Origin of the sequence: Pseudomonas fluorescens (genome assembly GCF_005938625.1) — a bacterium.
In the GTDB taxonomy this organism is placed as follows: domain Bacteria; phylum Pseudomonadota; class Gammaproteobacteria; order Pseudomonadales; family Pseudomonadaceae; genus Aquipseudomonas; species Aquipseudomonas fluorescens_BD.
In genome coordinates this window covers 176714-193654 of the sequence record NZ_VCNJ01000040.1, presented here as the reverse complement: position 1 = coordinate 193654, position 16941 = coordinate 176714, and the positions used below count along the sequence as shown (strand labels likewise).

Annotated in this window: 16 protein-coding genes; 12 read left to right on the top strand and 4 right to left on the bottom strand. The window is 59.5% G+C overall.

Features of this window, described 5'->3' with window-relative positions; all coding sequences use genetic code 11:
- Positions 1-215: 215 nt before the first annotated feature.
- The gene (locus FGA82_RS23165; RefSeq protein ID WP_126360484.1) at positions 216-683 is read left to right on the top strand and encodes a preQ0 transporter; all 468 of its coding nucleotides are present in this window, start codon (positions 216-218) and stop codon (positions 681-683) included.
- Positions 684-783: 100 nt separating this feature from the next.
- Complete coding sequence (purT, locus tag FGA82_RS23160; RefSeq protein ID WP_102900595.1) at positions 784-1965, top strand: formate-dependent phosphoribosylglycinamide formyltransferase; 1182 nt, start codon at positions 784-786, stop codon at positions 1963-1965.
- 93 nt (positions 1966-2058) lie between these two features.
- Here the strand turns inward: purT and FGA82_RS23155 are convergent, their stop codons facing one another.
- The 3 genes from FGA82_RS23155 to FGA82_RS23140 all read right to left on the bottom strand — a co-directional run bounded on the left by FGA82_RS23155 (position 2059) and on the right by FGA82_RS23140 (position 5711).
- Positions 2059-3375: an MFS transporter gene (locus FGA82_RS23155; protein ID WP_141128881.1), complete on the bottom strand. Its 1317-nt coding sequence runs from the start codon at positions 3373-3375 to the stop codon at positions 2059-2061.
- Positions 3376-3644: 269 nt separating this feature from the next.
- Positions 3645-4886 carry a transporter associated domain-containing protein gene (locus FGA82_RS23145; RefSeq protein WP_141128879.1) on the bottom strand — a complete coding sequence of 414 codons (1242 nt, stop codon included), beginning with the start codon at positions 4884-4886 and terminating at the stop codon, positions 3645-3647.
- 12 nt (positions 4887-4898) lie between these two features.
- On the bottom strand, positions 4899-5711 hold the full coding sequence (locus FGA82_RS23140; RefSeq protein ID WP_008081632.1) for a cytochrome C assembly family protein: 813 nt from the start codon (positions 5709-5711) through the stop codon (positions 4899-4901).
- Positions 5712-5921: 210 nt separating this feature from the next.
- Here FGA82_RS23140 and ffh point away from each other — a divergent pair, with 210 nt between their 5' ends.
- The 6 genes from ffh (at position 5922) to FGA82_RS23110 (ending at position 10059) form a co-directional block, all read left to right on the top strand.
- Entirely contained in the window at positions 5922-7298 is a 1377-nt protein-coding gene (ffh, locus tag FGA82_RS23135; RefSeq protein ID WP_141128878.1) for a signal recognition particle protein, read from the top strand.
- Positions 7299-7609: 311 nt separating this feature from the next.
- Positions 7610-7861: a 30S ribosomal protein S16 gene (gene rpsP, locus FGA82_RS23130; RefSeq protein ID WP_003185073.1), complete on the top strand. Its 252-nt coding sequence runs from the start codon at positions 7610-7612 to the stop codon at positions 7859-7861.
- A gap of 5 nt (positions 7862-7866) precedes the next feature.
- A complete protein-coding gene (gene rimM, locus FGA82_RS23125) occupies positions 7867-8403 on the top strand; it encodes a ribosome maturation factor RimM (protein WP_141128877.1) in 537 nt (178 codons plus the stop codon).
- Between the two features lie 2 nt (positions 8404-8405).
- The gene (gene trmD / locus FGA82_RS23120) at positions 8406-9158 is read left to right on the top strand and encodes a tRNA (guanosine(37)-N1)-methyltransferase TrmD (protein ID WP_008081628.1); all 753 of its coding nucleotides are present in this window, start codon (positions 8406-8408) and stop codon (positions 9156-9158) included.
- 45 nt (positions 9159-9203) lie between these two features.
- On the top strand, positions 9204-9554 hold the full coding sequence (gene rplS, locus FGA82_RS23115; protein WP_003175895.1) for a 50S ribosomal protein L19: 351 nt from the start codon (positions 9204-9206) through the stop codon (positions 9552-9554).
- 91 nt (positions 9555-9645) lie between these two features.
- Positions 9646-10059, top strand: coding sequence for an acyl-CoA thioesterase (locus FGA82_RS23110; protein ID WP_042557826.1), 414 nt, complete (start codon positions 9646-9648; stop codon positions 10057-10059).
- A gap of 118 nt (positions 10060-10177) precedes the next feature.
- Here the strand turns inward: FGA82_RS23110 and FGA82_RS23105 are convergent, their stop codons facing one another.
- Positions 10178-11986, bottom strand: coding sequence for a cation:proton antiporter (locus FGA82_RS23105; RefSeq protein WP_141128876.1), 1809 nt, complete (start codon positions 11984-11986; stop codon positions 10178-10180).
- Positions 11987-12094: 108 nt separating this feature from the next.
- Between FGA82_RS23105 and xerD the strand changes: the two genes are divergently transcribed.
- The 4 genes from xerD to thrC all read left to right on the top strand — a co-directional run bounded on the left by xerD (position 12095) and on the right by thrC (position 16931).
- Positions 12095-12991: a site-specific tyrosine recombinase XerD gene (xerD, locus tag FGA82_RS23100; RefSeq protein WP_122598061.1), complete on the top strand. Its 897-nt coding sequence runs from the start codon at positions 12095-12097 to the stop codon at positions 12989-12991.
- 253 nt (positions 12992-13244) lie between these two features.
- Positions 13245-13976, top strand: coding sequence for a bifunctional protein-disulfide isomerase/oxidoreductase DsbC (dsbC, locus tag FGA82_RS23095; protein WP_007908974.1), 732 nt, complete (start codon positions 13245-13247; stop codon positions 13974-13976).
- A gap of 131 nt (positions 13977-14107) precedes the next feature.
- Complete coding sequence (locus FGA82_RS23090) at positions 14108-15412, top strand: homoserine dehydrogenase (RefSeq protein WP_007908972.1); 1305 nt, start codon at positions 14108-14110, stop codon at positions 15410-15412.
- Positions 15413-15521: 109 nt separating this feature from the next.
- Positions 15522-16931 (top strand): threonine synthase, encoded by a 1410-nt coding sequence (thrC, locus tag FGA82_RS23085; protein ID WP_141128875.1) that lies wholly within the window; start codon positions 15522-15524, stop codon positions 16929-16931.
- Positions 16932-16941 lie beyond the last annotated feature (10 nt).

Sequence of the window (16941 nt, the reverse complement as noted above, 5' to 3'; positions counted from 1 at the left end):
TTGCAAAGCCCCCGATCGGCTCCTTTCCCCTCGCCTGAAGGAGAGGGATTGTTCGAGCTGCACCGATCTGCGTTATCGAGTCGAACTCGGGAGTCGATTCAACGAAGATCTGCTCCCTTTCCCCCTCGCCCCCGCGGGGGAGATGGCTGGGGTGAGGGGGTGGCTCTTGATCTACTGGTCAAGTAACCTGTGCGCCAATCTGCCAGGTCGCCCCCATGATTTTCCTCATCGCCTACATCAGCAGCGTTGTGCTGATCAACTTCGCCTTCTCCACCGCGCCACACCTGGACATCATCTGGTCGGCCTGGGGCGGCCTGGTCTTCGTGCTGCGCGATATGGTGCAAACCCGCTTCGGCCACGGTGCGATCGTGGCGATGCTGGCGGCGCTGGTACTGTCTTACGTTACGTCAGATCCTTCCATCGCACTGGCCAGCGCCACGGCGTTCGCGGTCTCCGAGTGCATCGACTGGCTGGTGTTCAGCATCACCAAGCGACCGTTGCGCGACCGCTTGTGGATCAGCTCGGCGCTGAGTATTCCCCTCGATACCTTCATCTTCTTCGGCATGATCGACCTGCTGACGCCGCCGGTGATCATCACCGCGTTGGCCTCCAAGTTTGCTGGCGTGACGGCCGTCTGGCTGATCATGGCCTGGCGTGATCGCAAACAGGCCGTCGCCGGCTGAAGCCAAATCCTCGGGTTCATGTAAAATGCCGCGCTTTCTCCCCATGGAAAGCGCGTCTGGCGTTGCTTTCCTCGATGATCCGCTTCTTTGAGGACCTGAGATGACCCGTATCGGAACTCCATTGTCGCCAACCGCGACCCGCGTATTGCTGTGTGGCTGTGGTGAGTTGGGCAAGGAAGTGGTGATCGAGCTGCAGCGCCTGGGCGTTGAAGTGATCGCTGTTGACCGCTACGCCAACGCGCCGGCCATGCAAGTCGCCCATCGCAGCCACGTGATCAACATGCTCGACGGCGCCGCCCTGCGCGCAGTGATCGAAGCCGAGAAGCCGCACTTCATCGTGCCGGAAATCGAAGCCATCGCCACCGCCACCCTGGTCGAACTGGAAGCCGAAGGCTTCACCGTGATCCCGACCGCTCGCGCTGCGCAATTGACCATGAACCGTGAAGGCATCCGTCGTCTGGCCGCTGAAGAGCTGGACCTGCCGACCTCGCCGTACCACTTTGCCGACACCTTCGAGGACTACAGCAAAGCCGTTGAAGACCTGGGCTTCCCATGCGTCGTCAAACCGGTAATGAGCTCGTCGGGCAAAGGCCAGAGCCTGCTGCGCAGCGCTGATGACGTGCAGAAAGCCTGGGATTACGCGCAAGAGGGCGGTCGCGCCGGCAAAGGTCGGGTGATCATCGAAGGCTTCATCGATTTCGACTACGAAATCACCCTGCTGACCGTGCGCCACATCGGCGGTACCACGTTCTGTGCGCCAGTCGGCCACCGTCAGGAGAAGGGCGACTACCAGGAGTCGTGGCAGCCGCAAGCCATGAGCCCGATTGCCCTGGCTGAGTCCGAGCGCGTTGCCAAAGCGGTGACTGAAGCGCTGGGCGGCCGTGGTCTGTTCGGCGTTGAGCTGTTCATCAAAGGTGATCAGGTGTGGTTCAGCGAAGTCTCGCCACGTCCGCATGACACCGGCCTGGTGACCTTGATTTCGCAGGATCTGTCGCAGTTCGCTCTGCACGCCCGCGCGATTCTGGGCCTGCCGGTGCCGCTGATTCGTCAGTTCGGGCCATCGGCCTCGGCGGTGATTCTGGTGGAAGGGCAGTCGACGCAGACAGCGTTCGCCAATCTGGGAGCTGCGTTGAGCGAGCCGGACACGGCGTTGCGTCTGTTTGGTAAGCCAGAGGTGAATGGTCAGCGTCGCATGGGCGTGGCGCTGGCGCGGGATGAGTCGATCGAGGCTGCTCGTGCCAAGGCGACCCGTGCTGCTCAGGCGGTTGTTGTAGAGCTGTAAACCGAGTCGCGACATTCGCGAGCAAGCTCGCTCCCACAGGGAAATGCATTCCAATGTGAGAGCGAGCCTGCTCGCGAAGCTTTTGATCTTCTGTCAGGCAACCCGATTCAGATCGTTATCCCTCGTCTCTTTCAGGCACAGCACCGCAATCAAACTCAGCACCGCCGCCGCCGACACATACCCGCCGACATAACTCAAACCACCCATCGCCACCAGTTTCTGCGCAAAGAACGGCGCCGCCGAGGCCCCGACAATGCCGCCCAGGTTATACGCCGCCGAAGCGCCGGTATAACGCACGTGGGTCGGAAACAACTCAGGCAACAGTGCCCCCATCGGCGCAAATGTCACGCCCATCAGGAACAGCTCGATGCACAGAAACAGCGCCACACCCCAGGTCGAGCCCTGAGTCAGCAACGGTTCCATCAGAAATCCGGAGAGAATCGCCAGCACGCCACCGATGATCAGCACCGGTTTGCGCCCGTAACGGTCGCTGGCCCACGCGGACAATGGTGTAGCGGCGGCCATGAACAGCACCGCGAAACACAGCAAGCCAAGGAACGTCTCACGGCTATAGCCGAGTGTGGAAACCCCGTAACTCAGGGAAAACACCGTCGAGATATAGAACAGCGCATAGCACACCACCATCGCCGCCGCGCCCAGCAACGTCGGAGCCCAATACTGGCTGAACAGCTCGACCAGCGGGATTTTGACCCGCTCCTGACGGGCGATGGCGTTAGAGAATACCGGCGTTTCGTGCAGCTTCAGTCGTACGTACAGACCGACCATCACCAGCGCCGCGCTGAGCAGAAACGGAATACGCCAGCCCCAACTTCGGAATTGCTCATCATCGAGCGTCATGGCCAAGGTCAGAAACAAACCGTTGGCGGCGAGAAAGCCAATTGAAGGGCCTAGCTGCGGGAACATGCCAAACCAGGCACGTTTGCCTTTCGGCGCGTTTTCCGTGGCGAGCAGGGCGGCACCGCCCCATTCACCTCCCAATCCCAGCCCCTGACCAAAACGCAGCACGCACAGCAAAATCGGCGCCCAGGCGCCGATGGTGGCGTACCCCGGCAGCACGCCGATCAGCGTCGTACACACGCCCATCAATAGCAGTGAAGCGACCAGCGTCGATTTGCGCCCGATGCGGTCACCGAAGTGGCCGAACAGTGCCGAGCCCAGCGGCCGGGCCAGAAAGGCGATACCAAAAGTAAGAAACGCCGAGAGCATCTGCGCAGTGCCGGAGGTCTGCGGAAAGAACACCGGCCCGATCACCAAAGCGGCGGCGGTGGCGTAAACATAGAAGTCGTAGAACTCGATTGCGGTGCCGATAAAACTCGCCGTGGCCACGCGGGTGGCGGAGTTGGTCGGTTGGGCAGGCGCGGTCGCGCTATAAGCTGTACTGGTCGTCATGCGGTGATCCCTGACAGTCATGAGCTCCGTTGGAGCGAATTATTATGGTCGAGCACCCAGGGATGTGGGATGAGGCGCGGTCGCTGTTTCAGGTAGGAACAGTCGCCGGAGTGCAGCGCAAATGGCCGAAACCCGTTGTGTGCGGGGTAAGCACAAGGTTAGGCGGGGCTTGGGTAAGCGCCTCGATTATAGGAAGGAGGCTAACGATTGAACAAGAGCAAAAAGATCGTCCGAACGCGGCCCGAACCTTCGGACGATCTTTTGATCTTTTACCTGGCAGGCACCAGGGCTGGCACTGAAGAGGTATGCCAAATCAACACCTTGCTCACCCGGTTCTCCTCAGTCTCAAGAATCTCCAGGCGATAGCGCCCGATTTTCAAGCAAACCGCACTTTCCGGAATAGTCTCCAGCGCTTCAGTCACCAGACCATTCAGCGTTTTCGGCCCGTCACTCGGCAAATGCCAGCCCAGGCACTTGTTCAACTCGCGGATCGACGCAGCACCGTCAATCACCATGCGGCCATCAGACTGCGGATGAATATGCGGATTATCGAGGCTGTGCTCGCTTTCAAACTCGCCGACAATTTCTTCGAGAATGTCTTCCAGCGTGACGATACCGAGCACTTCGCCGTATTCGTCGACCACCATGCCGAGGCGCCGCTGTTGCTTGTGGAAATTCAGCAACTGCAGTTGCAGCGGCGTGCTTTCAGGGACGAAGTATGGTTCGTAACTGGCCGCCAGCAACGCTTCGCGGGTCAAGTCACCGTTGTTCAACAGATGACGGATCTGCCGTGTATTGAGCACCGCTTCAACCTGGTTGATGTCGCTATGGAACACCGGCAGGCGCGTGCGCTTGTTATGGCGCAGTTGTTCGATGATCTCGTCGATCGAATCGTCGAGGTTGATGCCGTCGACGTCACTGCGCGGCACCAGAATGTCATTGACCGTAATGTTGTCCAGCGCATGAATCCCCGAAACCGGGTGCGCGTGAACCGGGTGCTCCGGATCGTCGTAACGGTCGGCAGGTGAGTCATCTTCGCTTTGCTGTACGACTTGAGCCTTGCGCACAAACGGGCGCATCAGCAGGCCACTGATACGGCTGAACAACCAGGCAAACGGATAAACAATCTTCAGCGGCACCGCCAGCAAGGTGTTGCCGAACGCCAGCACCGCGTCGGGATAACGTTGAGCGACGGTACGCGGGAAGTAATCGGCGAACACCAGCAGGATTGCCCCGGCACCGAGACACGCTGCCCACGGGCCGCTTTCTTCGCAGAGGAAAATTGCCAGCAACGTCGCGATCACGACCGCGAGTGCGCGGCACAGGGTGTTGCAGAGGATCAGGCTGTCGAGCGGAAAGCTCAGCTTCGCCAGCGGCTTATCGCTAGCACGCGAGGCGGTGCGTTGCGCGAGCAGTTGCTGTTGCGCGATTTCGACGGCGGTAAACAGCCCTGACCATAAAATCAGCAGGACAAATACCGCGAGCATCGGCCCTAGGGGCAAACCGTCCATTTATGCCGCCCGTCAGATGTGCAGGATGTATTCACGAACCAGTTTGCTGCCGAAATACGCCAACATCAGCAGGCAGAAACCGGCGAGGGTCCAGCGAATCGCCTTGTGACCGCGCCAGCCGAGGCGATTACGGCCCCAGAGCAGTACGCTGAAGACGATCCAGGCCAGGCACGCCAGCAGAGTCTTGTGCACCAGATGCTGGGCGAACAGGTTCTCGACGAACAGCCAGCCGGAAATCAGCGACAGCGACAGCAGTGTCCAGCCGGCCCAGAGGAAGCCGAACAGCAGGCTTTCCATGGTTTGCAGCGGTGGGAAGTTCTTGATCAGCCCGGACGGATGCTTGTGCTTGAGCTGGTGATCTTGCACCAATAGCAGCAAGGCCTGAAACACCGCGATGGTGAACATGCCGTAGGCGAGAATCGACAGCAGGATGTGCGCGAGGATGCCCGGCTCTTCATCGATGATCTGCACCGTGCCGGTCGGCGCAAACTGCGCCAGCAGCACGGTGATCGCGCCGAGCGGGAACAGCAGCACCAGCAGGTTTTCCACCGGAATGCGCGAGCAGGCGATCAGCGTCAGGGCGATGACCGCCGCCGCGATCAGGCTCGAGGCGCTGAAGAAATCCAGGCCCAGACCTATTGGCGTCAGCAAATGCGTGAGCAGGCTGGCAGCGTGGGCCACCACGGCGAAAACGCCGAGGCCAACCAGCAGGCGCTTGTTCGCCTTGGCGCCGGTGGCCAAGCGGGTGCTCTGATAAAGGGTCGCAGCGGCATACAGAAGGGCGGCGGCGAGGGTGGTCAGCAAACTGGGTGACAAGGGGAGCATAAATCCTGTTAGGCAAGCCCGAAAGGCGCTGAGTTTGGCATAGAACCGCCATGGCACGAAAGACTCAGGAAGCTGACAGCGAGGTGTCCGCCAGCCGCAGTCTTCGCTATAATCCGCGACCTGCCCACGCCGCAGGCTCGCCGAGCACATGTTGATTCCGGTCTGGGCCGCCATTATCCCGGTCTACACAGGGCCTGAAAGGATCGCGCAATGTTTGAAAACTTAACCGACCGTCTCTCGCAGACGCTGCGCCATGTCACCGGCAAGGCGAAGCTGACCGAGGACAACATCAAAGACACCCTGCGTGAAGTGCGCATGGCGTTGCTCGAAGCCGACGTCGCCCTGCCGGTGGTCAAGGACTTCGTCAATTCGGTCAAGGAGCGCGCTGTCGGCACCGAGGTGTCGCGCAGTCTGACGCCGGGCCAGGCGTTCGTGAAGATCGTCCAGGCCGAACTCGAAAGCCTGATGGGCGCGGCCAACGAAGATTTGAATCTCAGCGCCGTACCGCCTGCCGTGATTCTGATGGCCGGTCTGCAGGGCGCCGGTAAAACCACCACCGCCGGCAAGCTCGCGCGCTTCCTTAAAGAGCGCAAGAAGAAGTCGGTCATGGTGGTGTCGGCGGACGTTTATCGTCCGGCTGCTATTAAACAGCTGGAAACCCTGGCCAACGACATCGGCGTGACGTTCTTCCCGTCCGACCTGAGCCAGAAGCCGGTCGACATCGCCACCGCGGCTATTAAAGAAGCCAAGCTGAAATTCATCGACGTGGTCATCGTCGATACCGCCGGTCGCCTGCACATCGACGAAGAGATGATGGGCGAGATCAAGGCGCTGCACGCCGCGATCAACCCGGTCGAAACCCTGTTCGTGGTCGACGCCATGACCGGCCAGGACGCCGCCAACACGGCCAAGGCCTTCGGTGATGCGCTGCCGCTGACCGGTGTGATCCTGACCAAGGTCGACGGCGACGCCCGTGGCGGTGCCGCATTGTCGGTACGTGCCATTACCGCCAAGCCGATCAAGTTCATCGGTATGGGCGAGAAGAGCGAAGCGCTCGACCCGTTCCACCCTGAGCGTATCGCCTCGCGGATTCTCGGCATGGGCGACGTGCTCAGCCTGATCGAACAGGCCGAAGCGACCCTCGACAAGGACAAGGCCGACAAACTGGCCAAGAAGCTGAAGAAGGGCAAAGGCTTCGACCTCGAAGACTTCCGCGATCAGCTGCAACAGATGAAGAACATGGGCGGCCTCGGCGGGCTCATGGACAAACTGCCGAGCATCGGCGGCGTCAACCTGTCGCAAATGGGCAATGCCCAGAACGCCGCAGAGAAACAATTCAAGCAGATGGAAGCCATCATCAACTCCATGACCCCGGCCGAGCGCCGCGACCCTGAGCTGATCAGCGGTTCGCGCAAACGTCGGATCGCCATGGGTTCCGGCACTCAGGTGCAGGACATCGGTCGCTTGATCAAGCAGCACAAGCAGATGCAGAAGATGATGAAGAAATTCACCGCCAAAGGCGGAATGGCGAAAATGATGCGCGGCATGGGCGGTATGTTGCCCGGCGGCGGCATGCCGAAAATGTAAGGTGCCCCGTCTTACCCAAGTCACTCGCCAAAAGAGAGCGAAATGGGTGAGACGGGACACTGGAATCTCGCCGGTCGTCGCACCGGCGCAGACCCTGCAAGGACGCAGGATCAACAGCAAACCCGCACTCGGCGGGAGCTGACTGGCCGTTTTCATCGACGGCTCTATATGCAAATCTGCACGGCATGCCACAGGCGCCGGAAAAAGTCATTTGCAAAAGTCCGGATATTCCTTAGAATATGCGGCCTTTCGGGCACCCATGCCCGCTGTGCATTTAGATTTGCAGCACCGACTACAGGAACGATGTTCACATGCTAACAATCCGTCTTGCCCTTGGCGGCTCCAAAAAGCGCCCGTTTTACCACCTGACCGTAACCGACTCGCGTAACCCGCGTGACGGCTCCCACAAAGAACAGGTTGGTTTCTTCAACCCTGTTGCCCGTGGTCAGGAAATCCGTCTGTCCGTGAACCAAGAGCGCGTAGCCTACTGGCTGAGCGTTGGTGCACAGCCTTCTGAGCGTGTTGCTCAGTTGCTGAAGGAATCTGCAAAGGCTGCGGCCTGAGCAATATGAACGCGACGCCTGCTGTTGCCGATGATTTGATCGTTATTGGCAAAATTTATTCTGTTCATGGCGTTCGCGGCGAAGTGAAGGTTTATTCCTTTACTGATCCGACTGAAAACCTGTTGCAGTACAAAACCTGGACGCTCAAGCGCGAAGGCAATGTGAAACAGGTCGAGCTGGTCAGTGGACGCGGGAGCGACAAGTTCCTGGTCGCAAAGCTCAAGGGTCTTGATGATCGTGAGGAAGCTCGTCTTCTGGCCGGTTATGAGATCTGCGTGCCGCGTAATCTGTTCGCTGAATTGACCGACGGTGAGTACTACTGGTACCAGCTGGAAGGTCTGAAGGTTATTGATCAACTGGGGCAATTGCTCGGGAAAATCGATCATCTTCTGGAAACCGGCGCCAATGATGTAATGGTCGTCAAGCCTTGCGCTGGCAGCCTGGATGATCGCGAACGCCTGTTGCCCTATACGGAGCAATGTGTGCTGGCCATCGACCTGGCCGCGGGCGAGATGAAGGTGGATTGGGACGCGGACTTCTAAACGTGGCTAATTTGCGCGTAGAAGTGATCAGTTTGTTTCCCGAGATGTTTTCCGCCATCGGCGACTACGGCATCACCAGTCGTGCGGTCAAACAGGGGCTCTTGCAGCTGACCTGTTGGAATCCGCGAGATTACACGACGGATCGGCATCACACTGTGGACGATCGCCCGTTTGGCGGTGGTCCGGGCATGGTGATGAAGATCAAGCCCCTGGAAGATGCTCTGGTTCAGGCCAAGGCAGCAGCCGGGGAGGCGGCGAAGGTGATTTACCTGTCCCCCCAAGGCCGTCAACTGACTCAGTCGGCGGTACGCGAGCTGGCACAATCGGATGCATTGATCCTGATTGCCGGCCGCTATGAAGGCATTGACGAGCGCTTTATTGAGGCTCATGTCGATGAAGAGTGGTCGATTGGCGACTATGTACTGTCTGGCGGCGAGCTGCCGGCGATGGTCCTGATCGATGCGGTTACACGACTGCTGCCTGGAGCTTTAGGGCATGCGGACTCCGCTGAGGAAGATTCCTTTACGGATGGTCTGCTGGATTGCCCGCACTACACCCGACCTGAGGTGTATGCGGATCAGCGTGTACCCGACGTGTTGCTGAGTGGCAACCACGCGCATATCCGGCGTTGGCGTTTACAGCAGTCCCTTGGTAGGACCTTTGAACGACGCGCCGATCTTCTGGAAAGCCGCTCGCTTTCTGGAGAAGAGAAGAAGCTGCTCGAGGAATACATCCGCGAGCGGGACGATAGTTAACAACGTATCGATGGTAGATCGAACGATTTACCTTAGGAGCACAGCATGACCAACAAAATCATCCTTGCACTCGAAGCAGAGCAGATGACCAAAGAAATCCCTACCTTCGCCCCAGGCGACACTATTGTCGTTCAGGTGAAAGTGAAGGAAGGCGATCGTTCCCGTCTGCAAGCGTTCGAAGGCGTTGTAATCGCCAAGCGTAACCGCGGCGTGAACAGTGCGTTCACCGTGCGTAAAATCTCCAACGGTGTTGGCGTAGAACGTACTTTCCAGACCTACTCCCCGCAGATCGACAGCATGGCTGTTAAACGTCGCGGTGACGTACGTAAAGCCAAGCTGTACTACCTGCGCGACCTGTCGGGTAAAGCAGCTCGCATCAAGGAAAAACTGGCTTAAGTCCAGCTTCCGATGCAGAAAAAAGCAGCCTACGGGCTGCTTTTTTGTTGCCTGCAATTTATTCACCGTATTTTCGTTTCAGGCCAGAACCATGACCCCCCGCGACCAGGAAATCGAACGCCGCACCGAACTCTCGGTGACCCGCGTAACCAAAGCCGTCTTTCCGCCGACCACCAACCACCACAACACCCTGTTCGGCGGCACCGCGCTGGCGTGGATGGACGAAGTGTCCTTCATCACCGCCACGCGTTTCTGCCGCCTGCCGCTGGTAACCGTTTCCACCGACCGCATCGACTTCAACCATGCGATCCCGGCCGGGTCCATCGTTGAACTGGTCGGGAAGGTGATCAAGGTTGGCAACACCAGCCTCAAGGTCGAGGTAGAAGTCTTTGTTGAGAGCATGAGCTGTGATGGTCGTGAGAAGGCCATTCATGGGCAGTTCAGCTTTGTCGCCATTGATGATGACAAGCGACCGGTGCCGGTGCTGCCCGGGTTTGCGGCCTGACCTGATATCGAGTCGCGCCATTCGCGAGCAGGCTCGCTCCCACAGGTTCTTTGCCGGACACAAATTTTGTGTTCACCCCGATCACTGTGGGAGCGAGCTTGCTCGCGAAGGCGTCAGCTCAGGCGCCGAAAGTCTCAGCCTGAATCAACGCCAGCAGCGTCCATCCGGGTCCCGGTTTCAAAGCCGTCTCCGGCGTCACCACATGCACCCAGCCACTGTCATCACGCATAAACAATAACGTCGCGCGGTTGCCATGCAACGCCCGGTAATCCTCCCAGCCGAATCCATCCGTCAGCGTCGTGCTGTATAACTCCGCGCCCTGGCCCATCTGGCTGGCCAGTTTCGCGTAGGTAAACGCCTCGCTACCGAGCTGATTGCCTCGATGTTCCAGACTCGCCCGATGCTTATCGCTGCGCCGACTCTCATGACCACTGGCCAGACCAAACAAGCGCTGATGGCCGAAGTCATGCCGAAAGCGCATCGCTGCCAAGGTATTGAGTTCACCCGAAGGCGACAGCGCCAGCAAATGCCCGAGCCCGACCAGATCCAGATGCGCATCGGCATGTTGCGAGGCCGGGTTGCCGAAATACGTCGGCAAACCTTCCATGCGTGCGGCGCGAATGTTTTCCCAGCTCGAATCGGTCAGCAGCACGCGGCTGCCCAGTTGCTGCAACGACTTGCCCAGCTCCCGCGCGGGGCCGTTGGCGCCGACGATCAGAAAACCGCTCGGCGCCGGTTCTGCAACCTTCAACAGGCGAGCCAGCGGTCGTGCCGTGGCGCTCTGCAGCACGACGGTACCGATAATCACCGCGAAGGTCAGCGGCACCAGCAGCAGCGCGCCTTCATGCCCGGCTTCATGCAGCCGAATCGCGAAAATCGCCGAGACCGCCGCCGCGACAATTCCGCGTGGTGCAATCCAGCACAGCAGCGCCCGCTCACGCCAGCTCAGGCTGGAGCCGGCTGTACTGAGCAACACGTTCAACGGACGCGCGATCAACTGAATCACCAGCAGCAGAATCAAAACCAGCGGCCCCAGACCGATCAGCGCGTACAAATCCAGGCGCGCCGCCAGCAAAATGAACAGGCCGGAAATCAGCAGCACGCTGAGGTTTTCCTTGAAGTGCAGGATATGCCGCACATCCACGCCCTTCATGTTCGCCAGCCACATGCCCATCAGCGTCACCGCCAACAGACCGGACTCGTGCATCACGGTGTTCGAAGCAATGAAAATCCCCAGTACCGCCGCCAGCGAGGCGAGGTTATGCAGATACTCCGGCAGCCATTGCCGGCGGATCACCGTGCCGAGCAACCAGCCGCCGACAATGCCGAATACTGCGCCACAGAGAATCACCCCACCGAAGGTGAACAGGCTCTGCTTGAGGCCCTGACCTTCAGCACTGGCAATGATGAAGCTGTAAACCACCACGGCGAGGAGGGCGCCGATCGGATCGATGACGATACCTTCCCAGCGCAGAATATTGGCGATCGAGGCTTTCGGCCGTACCACACGTAGCATCGGCACGATCACCGTCGGGCCGGTCACCAGCGTCAGGCTGCCGAAGAGGATGGCCAGCATCCAGTCGAATCCGAGCAGGAAGTGCGTGGCCACTGCGATAACGATCCAGGTCGAGATCGCGCCAAGAGTCACCAAACGATGAACGACGCTGCCAATCTCCTTCCATTCCGACAGGTGCAGGGTCAGGCTGCCTTCGAACAGAATCAGCGCCACGGCCAGCGATACCAGCGGCATCAGTAGCGGCCCGAACATTTCCTGTGGGTCGAGCCAGCCCAACACCGGGCCGACCAGAATGCCGGTCAGCAACAGAAACAGAATCGCCGGCAGCTTCAGGCGCCAGGCCAGCCATTGGCACCCCAGCGCCGCCGCGCCAATCCCGCCAAATGCCAAAAGAATTTGCTGCTCGTTCATTGATGCTCCCTGTTCCTTGAAATAGCGGGCTATGAAAGACTAGCGTCCATTCCTACAGTTCACTCTACATTTGCGCACAGTCCATGAGGCTGTGTGTCTTGAGCGCCCATGCCTGCCATCGACCATCCGCTGATTGACCAATTCCTCGACGCTTTATGGCTGGAGAAGGGCCTGTCCGACAACACCCGTGGCGCCTATCGCAGCGATCTGGCGCTGTTCAATGGCTGGCTGCAGGAGAAAAACCTGGAGCTGATCAATGCTGGCCGCGAGTTGATTCTTGATCACTTGTCCTGGCGTCTGGAGCAGAACTACAAACCACGTTCCACCGCGAGATTTCTTTCCGGGGTGCGTGGCTTTTATCGCTATCTGCTGCGGGAAAAGATGATCAGCGTCGACCCGACATTGCGCGTCGACATGCCGCAACTCGGTAGGCCTCTGCCCAAATCGCTCTCAGAAGCCGACGTGGAAGCGCTGTTGAAGGCCCCGGATTTGAGCGAAGCGATCGGCCAGCGCGACCGCGCCATGCTTGAGGTGTTGTACGCCTGCGGTTTGCGGGTGACCGAACTGGTCAGCCTGACACTGGAACAGGTCAATCTGCGCCAGGGCGTGCTGCGGGTGATGGGCAAGGGCAGCAAGGAGCGGCTGGTGCCGATGGGCGAGGAGGCGATTGTCTGGATCGAGCGCTATATGCGTGATGGCCGTGGCGAATTGCTCGGTGGCCGCCCCAGCGATGTACTGTTCCCCAGTCAGCGCGGCGAGCAGATGACGCGCCAAACCTTCTGGCACCGGATCAAGCATCAGGCCAAGGTCGCCGGGATCGGCAAGTCACTGTCGCCGCATACCTTACGCCATGCGTTTGCCACACACCTGCTCAACCACGGCGCGGATTTGCGTGTGGTGCAGATGCTGCTCGGCCACAGCGACCTTTCCACCACGCAGATCTACACCCACGTCGCCCGCGCGCGCCTGCAGGATCTGCACGCCAAACACCACCCGCGCGGCTGAAAAAAGTCCCTGTGGGAGCGAGCTTGCTCGCGAAAGCGGTGTGTCAGGCAGCACATGTTTGGATGTGCTGGCCTCTTCGCGAGCAAGCTCGCTCCCACAGGGGATATGTCGTCCTGAAAGTGTGGCGACAGGCGCATTCGGCCACCGTGGCCTTATGTGTTAGGCTTTGCCGGTTTGCACGATGGACGGTTATGACCCGGTGTTCCGGCACGGGCGTTCTGATCGTTTCATTTGTCCGCCTTCAGGAGTTCTCATGCGTCTGACCCAGATTTTCGCCGCCGCAGCCATTGCGTTGGTCAGCACCTTTGCCGTCGCCGATGACGCGGCCGACAAAGCCATTCGTCAAAGCCTGGAAAAACTCGAGCTCGAGGTTCCGGTAGAAAGCATCAGCGCCAGCCCGTTGCCGGGCATGTACGAAGTCAAGCTCAAAGGCAGCCGCGTGCTCTACGCCAGCGCCGATGGCCAGTACATCGTTCAGGGTTACCTGTTCCAGCTCAAGGATGGCAAACCGGTCAACCTGACCGAGAAGACCGAGCGCCTGGGCATCTCCAAACTGATCAACGCTATCCCGGTGGCCGAAACCGTGGTTTATCCGGCCGTCGGCGAGACCAAATCGCACATCACCGTGTTCACCGACACCACGTGCCCGTACTGCCACAAGCTGCACGCCGAAGTGCCTGAGCTGAACAAGCGCGGTATCGAAGTGCGTTACGTAGCGTTCCCGCGCCAGGGTTTGAACTCGCCGGGTGACGAGCAACTGCAAGCCGTGTGGTGCTCGAAAGACAAGAAAGCCGCTATGGACAAAATGGTCGATGGCAAGGAAATCAAGGCCGCCAAGTGCGATAACCCGGTTTCCAAACAGTTCGCCCTCGGGCAGTCGATCGGCGTGAACGGCACACCGGCCATCGTTTTGGCAGACGGACAAGTGATTCCGGGCTACCAGCCTGCGCCACAAGTCGCCAAACTGGCGCTGGGCGCGAAGTAAATTCGCATCGTCACGGTTAGCCGTGACGATCATGGTCCGGCAGCCACATCGCCGGGCCATTAATAGAGAGCCGCGAGCACGCGGTTGTTTTCCGGCCGACCCCGCGTCGGCCGTTTTATGGGGAGTTCACAGTGAATCCGGTCAAAGTAGGCATCTGTGGGTTAGGGACCGTCGGTGGCGGTACCTTCAACGTACTTCAGCGCAACGCCGAGGAAATTGCTCGTCGTGCCGGGCGTGGAATCGAAGTGGCACAAATTGCCATGCGCACGCCAAAGCCTCAGTTCCAGACGACCGGTATTGCGATTACCAACGATGTCTTCGAAGTGGCCACGAACCCTGAGATCGACATCGTCATAGAGCTGATGGGCGGCTACACCGTTGCCCGCGAGCTGGTACTCAAGGCCATCGAGAATGGCAAGCATGTGGTCACCGCGAACAAGGCTTTGATTGCCGTTCACGGTAATGAAATTTTCGCCAAGGCTCGCGAGAAAGGCGTGATCGTGGCGTTCGAAGCGGCCGTGGCCGGTGGCATTCCGGTGATCAAGGCGATCCGTGAAGGCCTGTCCGCCAACCGCATCAACTGGGTCGCCGGGATCATCAACGGCACCGGCAACTTCATCCTCACCGAAATGCGCGAGAAGGGCCGTACCTTCGAAGACGTGCTGGCCGAAGCTCAGGCGCTGGGTTACGCCGAAGCCGATCCGACCTTCGACGTTGAAGGCATCGACGCGGCGCACAAGCTGACGATTCTGGCCTCCATCGCCTTCGGTATTCCGCTGCAATTCGACAAGGCTTACACCGAAGGCATTACCAAGCTGACCACCGCTGACGTCAACTACGCCGAAGCGCTGGGCTACCGCATCAAGCACCTCGGTGTGGCGCGCAGCACCGCTGCCGGCATCGAGTTGCGCGTACACCCGACGCTGATCCCGGCCGATCGTCTGATCGCCAACGTCAACGGCGTGATGAACGCGGTGATGGTCAACGGTGACGCCGCAGGTTCGACGCTTTTCTACGGCGCTGGCGCCGGCATGGAGCCAACCGCTTCGTCGGTGATCGCCGATCTGGTCGACGTGGTTCGCGCCATGACCTCCGATCCGGAGAACCGCGTGCCGCACCTGGCCTTCCAGCCAGACTCGCTGTCGGCCCACCCGATCCTGCCGATCGAAGCCTGCGAAAGCGCCTACTACCTGCGTATTCAGGCCAAGGACCATCCGGGCGTACTTGCTCAGGTGGCGAGCATCCTCTCGGAGCGCGGCATCAACATCGAGTCGATCATGCAGAAGGAAGTCGAGGAACACGACGGTCTGGTGCCAATGATCTTGCTGACCCACCGTGTGGTCGAGCAGCGCATCAACGATGCCATCGCCGCCCTCGAAGCGCTGGCCGGCGTCAATGGTCCGGTTGTACGGATCCGCGTCGAGCACCTGAACTAAACAGAAGCAGCTGCAAGCTTCGAGCTGCAAGCGGCAAGAGAAAAGCGGTCTGGCTTTTACTTGCAGCTTGTAGCTCGTAACTTGAAGCTCAAACCGAAGGTTTGAAATCATGCGTTATATCAGTACCCGCGGCCAGGCACCGGCCCTGAATTTCGAAGACGTCCTGCTGGCTGGTCTCGCCACCGACGGCGGTCTGTACGTTCCGGAAAACCTGCCACGTTTCACCCAGGAAGAAATCGCTTCCTGGGCCGGCCTGCCGTATCACGAACTGGCTTTCCGCGTCATGCGCCCGTTCGTCACCGGCAGCATTCCGGACGCCGATTTCAAAAAGATTCTCGAAGAAACCTACGGCGTGTTCTCGCACAGCGCCGTGGCGCCGCTGCGTCAACTGAACGGCAACGAATGGGTCATGGAGCTGTTCCACGGCCCGACCCTGGCGTTCAAGGACTTCGCCCTGCAACTGCTCGGTCGTCTGCTCGACTACGTGCTGGAAAAGCGCGGCGAGCGCGTAGTGATCGTCGGCGCCACCTCCGGTGACACCGGTTCGGCTGCTATCGAAGGCTGCAAACACTGCGAAAACGTCGATATCTTCATCCTGCACCCGCACAACCGTGTGTCCGAAGTGCAGCGTCGCCAGATGACCACGATTTTCGGCGAGAACATCCACAACATCGCCATCGAAGGCAACTTCGATGACTGCCAGGAAATGGTCAAGGCGAGCTTCGCCGACCAGAGCTTCCTCAAGGGCACGCGTCTGGTCGCGGTGAACTCGATCAACTGGGCGCGGATCATGGCCCAGATCGTCTACTACTTCCATGCGTCCCTGCAGTTGGGCGGCCCGGCGCGTTCGGTGTCGTTCTCGGTGCCGACCGGCAACTTCGGCGACATCTTCGCCGGTTACCTGGCCCGCAACATGGGCCTGCCGATCAATCAGTTGATCGTCGCCACCAACCGCAACGACATCCTGCACCGCTTTATGAGCGGCAATCAGTACGTCAAGGAAACCCTGCACGCCACGCTGTCGCCGTCGATGGACATCATGGTCTCGTCGAACTTCGAACGCCTGCTGTTCGACTTGCACGGTCGCAACGGCGCAGCGATTGCCGGCCTGATGGATTCGTTCAAGCAGGGCGGCGGTTTCAGCGTCGAACAAGAGCGCTGGACTGAAGCGCGCAAACTGTTTGACTCACTGGCCGTGGACGATGCGCAGACCTGCGAAACCATCGCCGAAGTTTACGAGCAGACCGGCGAAGTGCTGGATCCGCATACCGCCATCGGCGTCAAGGCTGCACGCGAATGCCGTCGTAGCCTCGATATCCCGATGGTGATTCTCGGCACCGCGCACCCGGTGAAATTCCCGGATGCGGTGGAGAAAGCCGGTGTAGGAAAAGCGCTCGAACTACCTGCACATCTTTCTGATTTGTTTGAGCGAAACGAGCGTTGCACCGTTCTGCCAAACGAGCTGAAAGCCGTGCAAGCCTTTGTCAGCCAGCATGGCAACCGCGGCAAGCCGCTTTAAGCCACCAAAA

Coding starts and splice junctions, on each gene's coding strand:
- FGA82_RS23165 (WP_126360484.1), top strand. CDS start 216: ATGATTTTCCTCATCGCCTACATCAGCAGCGTTGTGCTGATCAACTTC.
- FGA82_RS23155 (WP_141128881.1), bottom strand. CDS start 3,375: ATGACGACCAGTACAGCTTATAGCGCGACCGCGCCTGCCCAACCGACC.
- FGA82_RS23140 (WP_008081632.1), bottom strand. CDS start 5,711: ATGCTCCCCTTGTCACCCAGTTTGCTGACCACCCTCGCCGCCGCCCTT.
- ffh (WP_141128878.1), top strand. CDS start 5,922: ATGTTTGAAAACTTAACCGACCGTCTCTCGCAGACGCTGCGCCATGTC.
- rplS (WP_003175895.1), top strand. CDS start 9,204: ATGACCAACAAAATCATCCTTGCACTCGAAGCAGAGCAGATGACCAAA.
- xerD (WP_122598061.1), top strand. CDS start 12,095: ATGCCTGCCATCGACCATCCGCTGATTGACCAATTCCTCGACGCTTTA.
- FGA82_RS23105 (WP_141128876.1), bottom strand. CDS start 11,986: ATGAACGAGCAGCAAATTCTTTTGGCATTTGGCGGGATTGGCGCGGCG.
- FGA82_RS23145 (WP_141128879.1), bottom strand. CDS start 4,886: ATGGACGGTTTGCCCCTAGGGCCGATGCTCGCGGTATTTGTCCTGCTG.
- FGA82_RS23110 (WP_042557826.1), top strand. CDS start 9,646: ATGACCCCCCGCGACCAGGAAATCGAACGCCGCACCGAACTCTCGGTG.
- purT (WP_102900595.1), top strand. CDS start 784: ATGACCCGTATCGGAACTCCATTGTCGCCAACCGCGACCCGCGTATTG.
- thrC (WP_141128875.1), top strand. CDS start 15,522: ATGCGTTATATCAGTACCCGCGGCCAGGCACCGGCCCTGAATTTCGAA.
- dsbC (WP_007908974.1), top strand. CDS start 13,245: ATGCGTCTGACCCAGATTTTCGCCGCCGCAGCCATTGCGTTGGTCAGC.
- rimM (WP_141128877.1), top strand. CDS start 7,867: ATGAACGCGACGCCTGCTGTTGCCGATGATTTGATCGTTATTGGCAAA.
- rpsP (WP_003185073.1), top strand. CDS start 7,610: ATGCTAACAATCCGTCTTGCCCTTGGCGGCTCCAAAAAGCGCCCGTTT.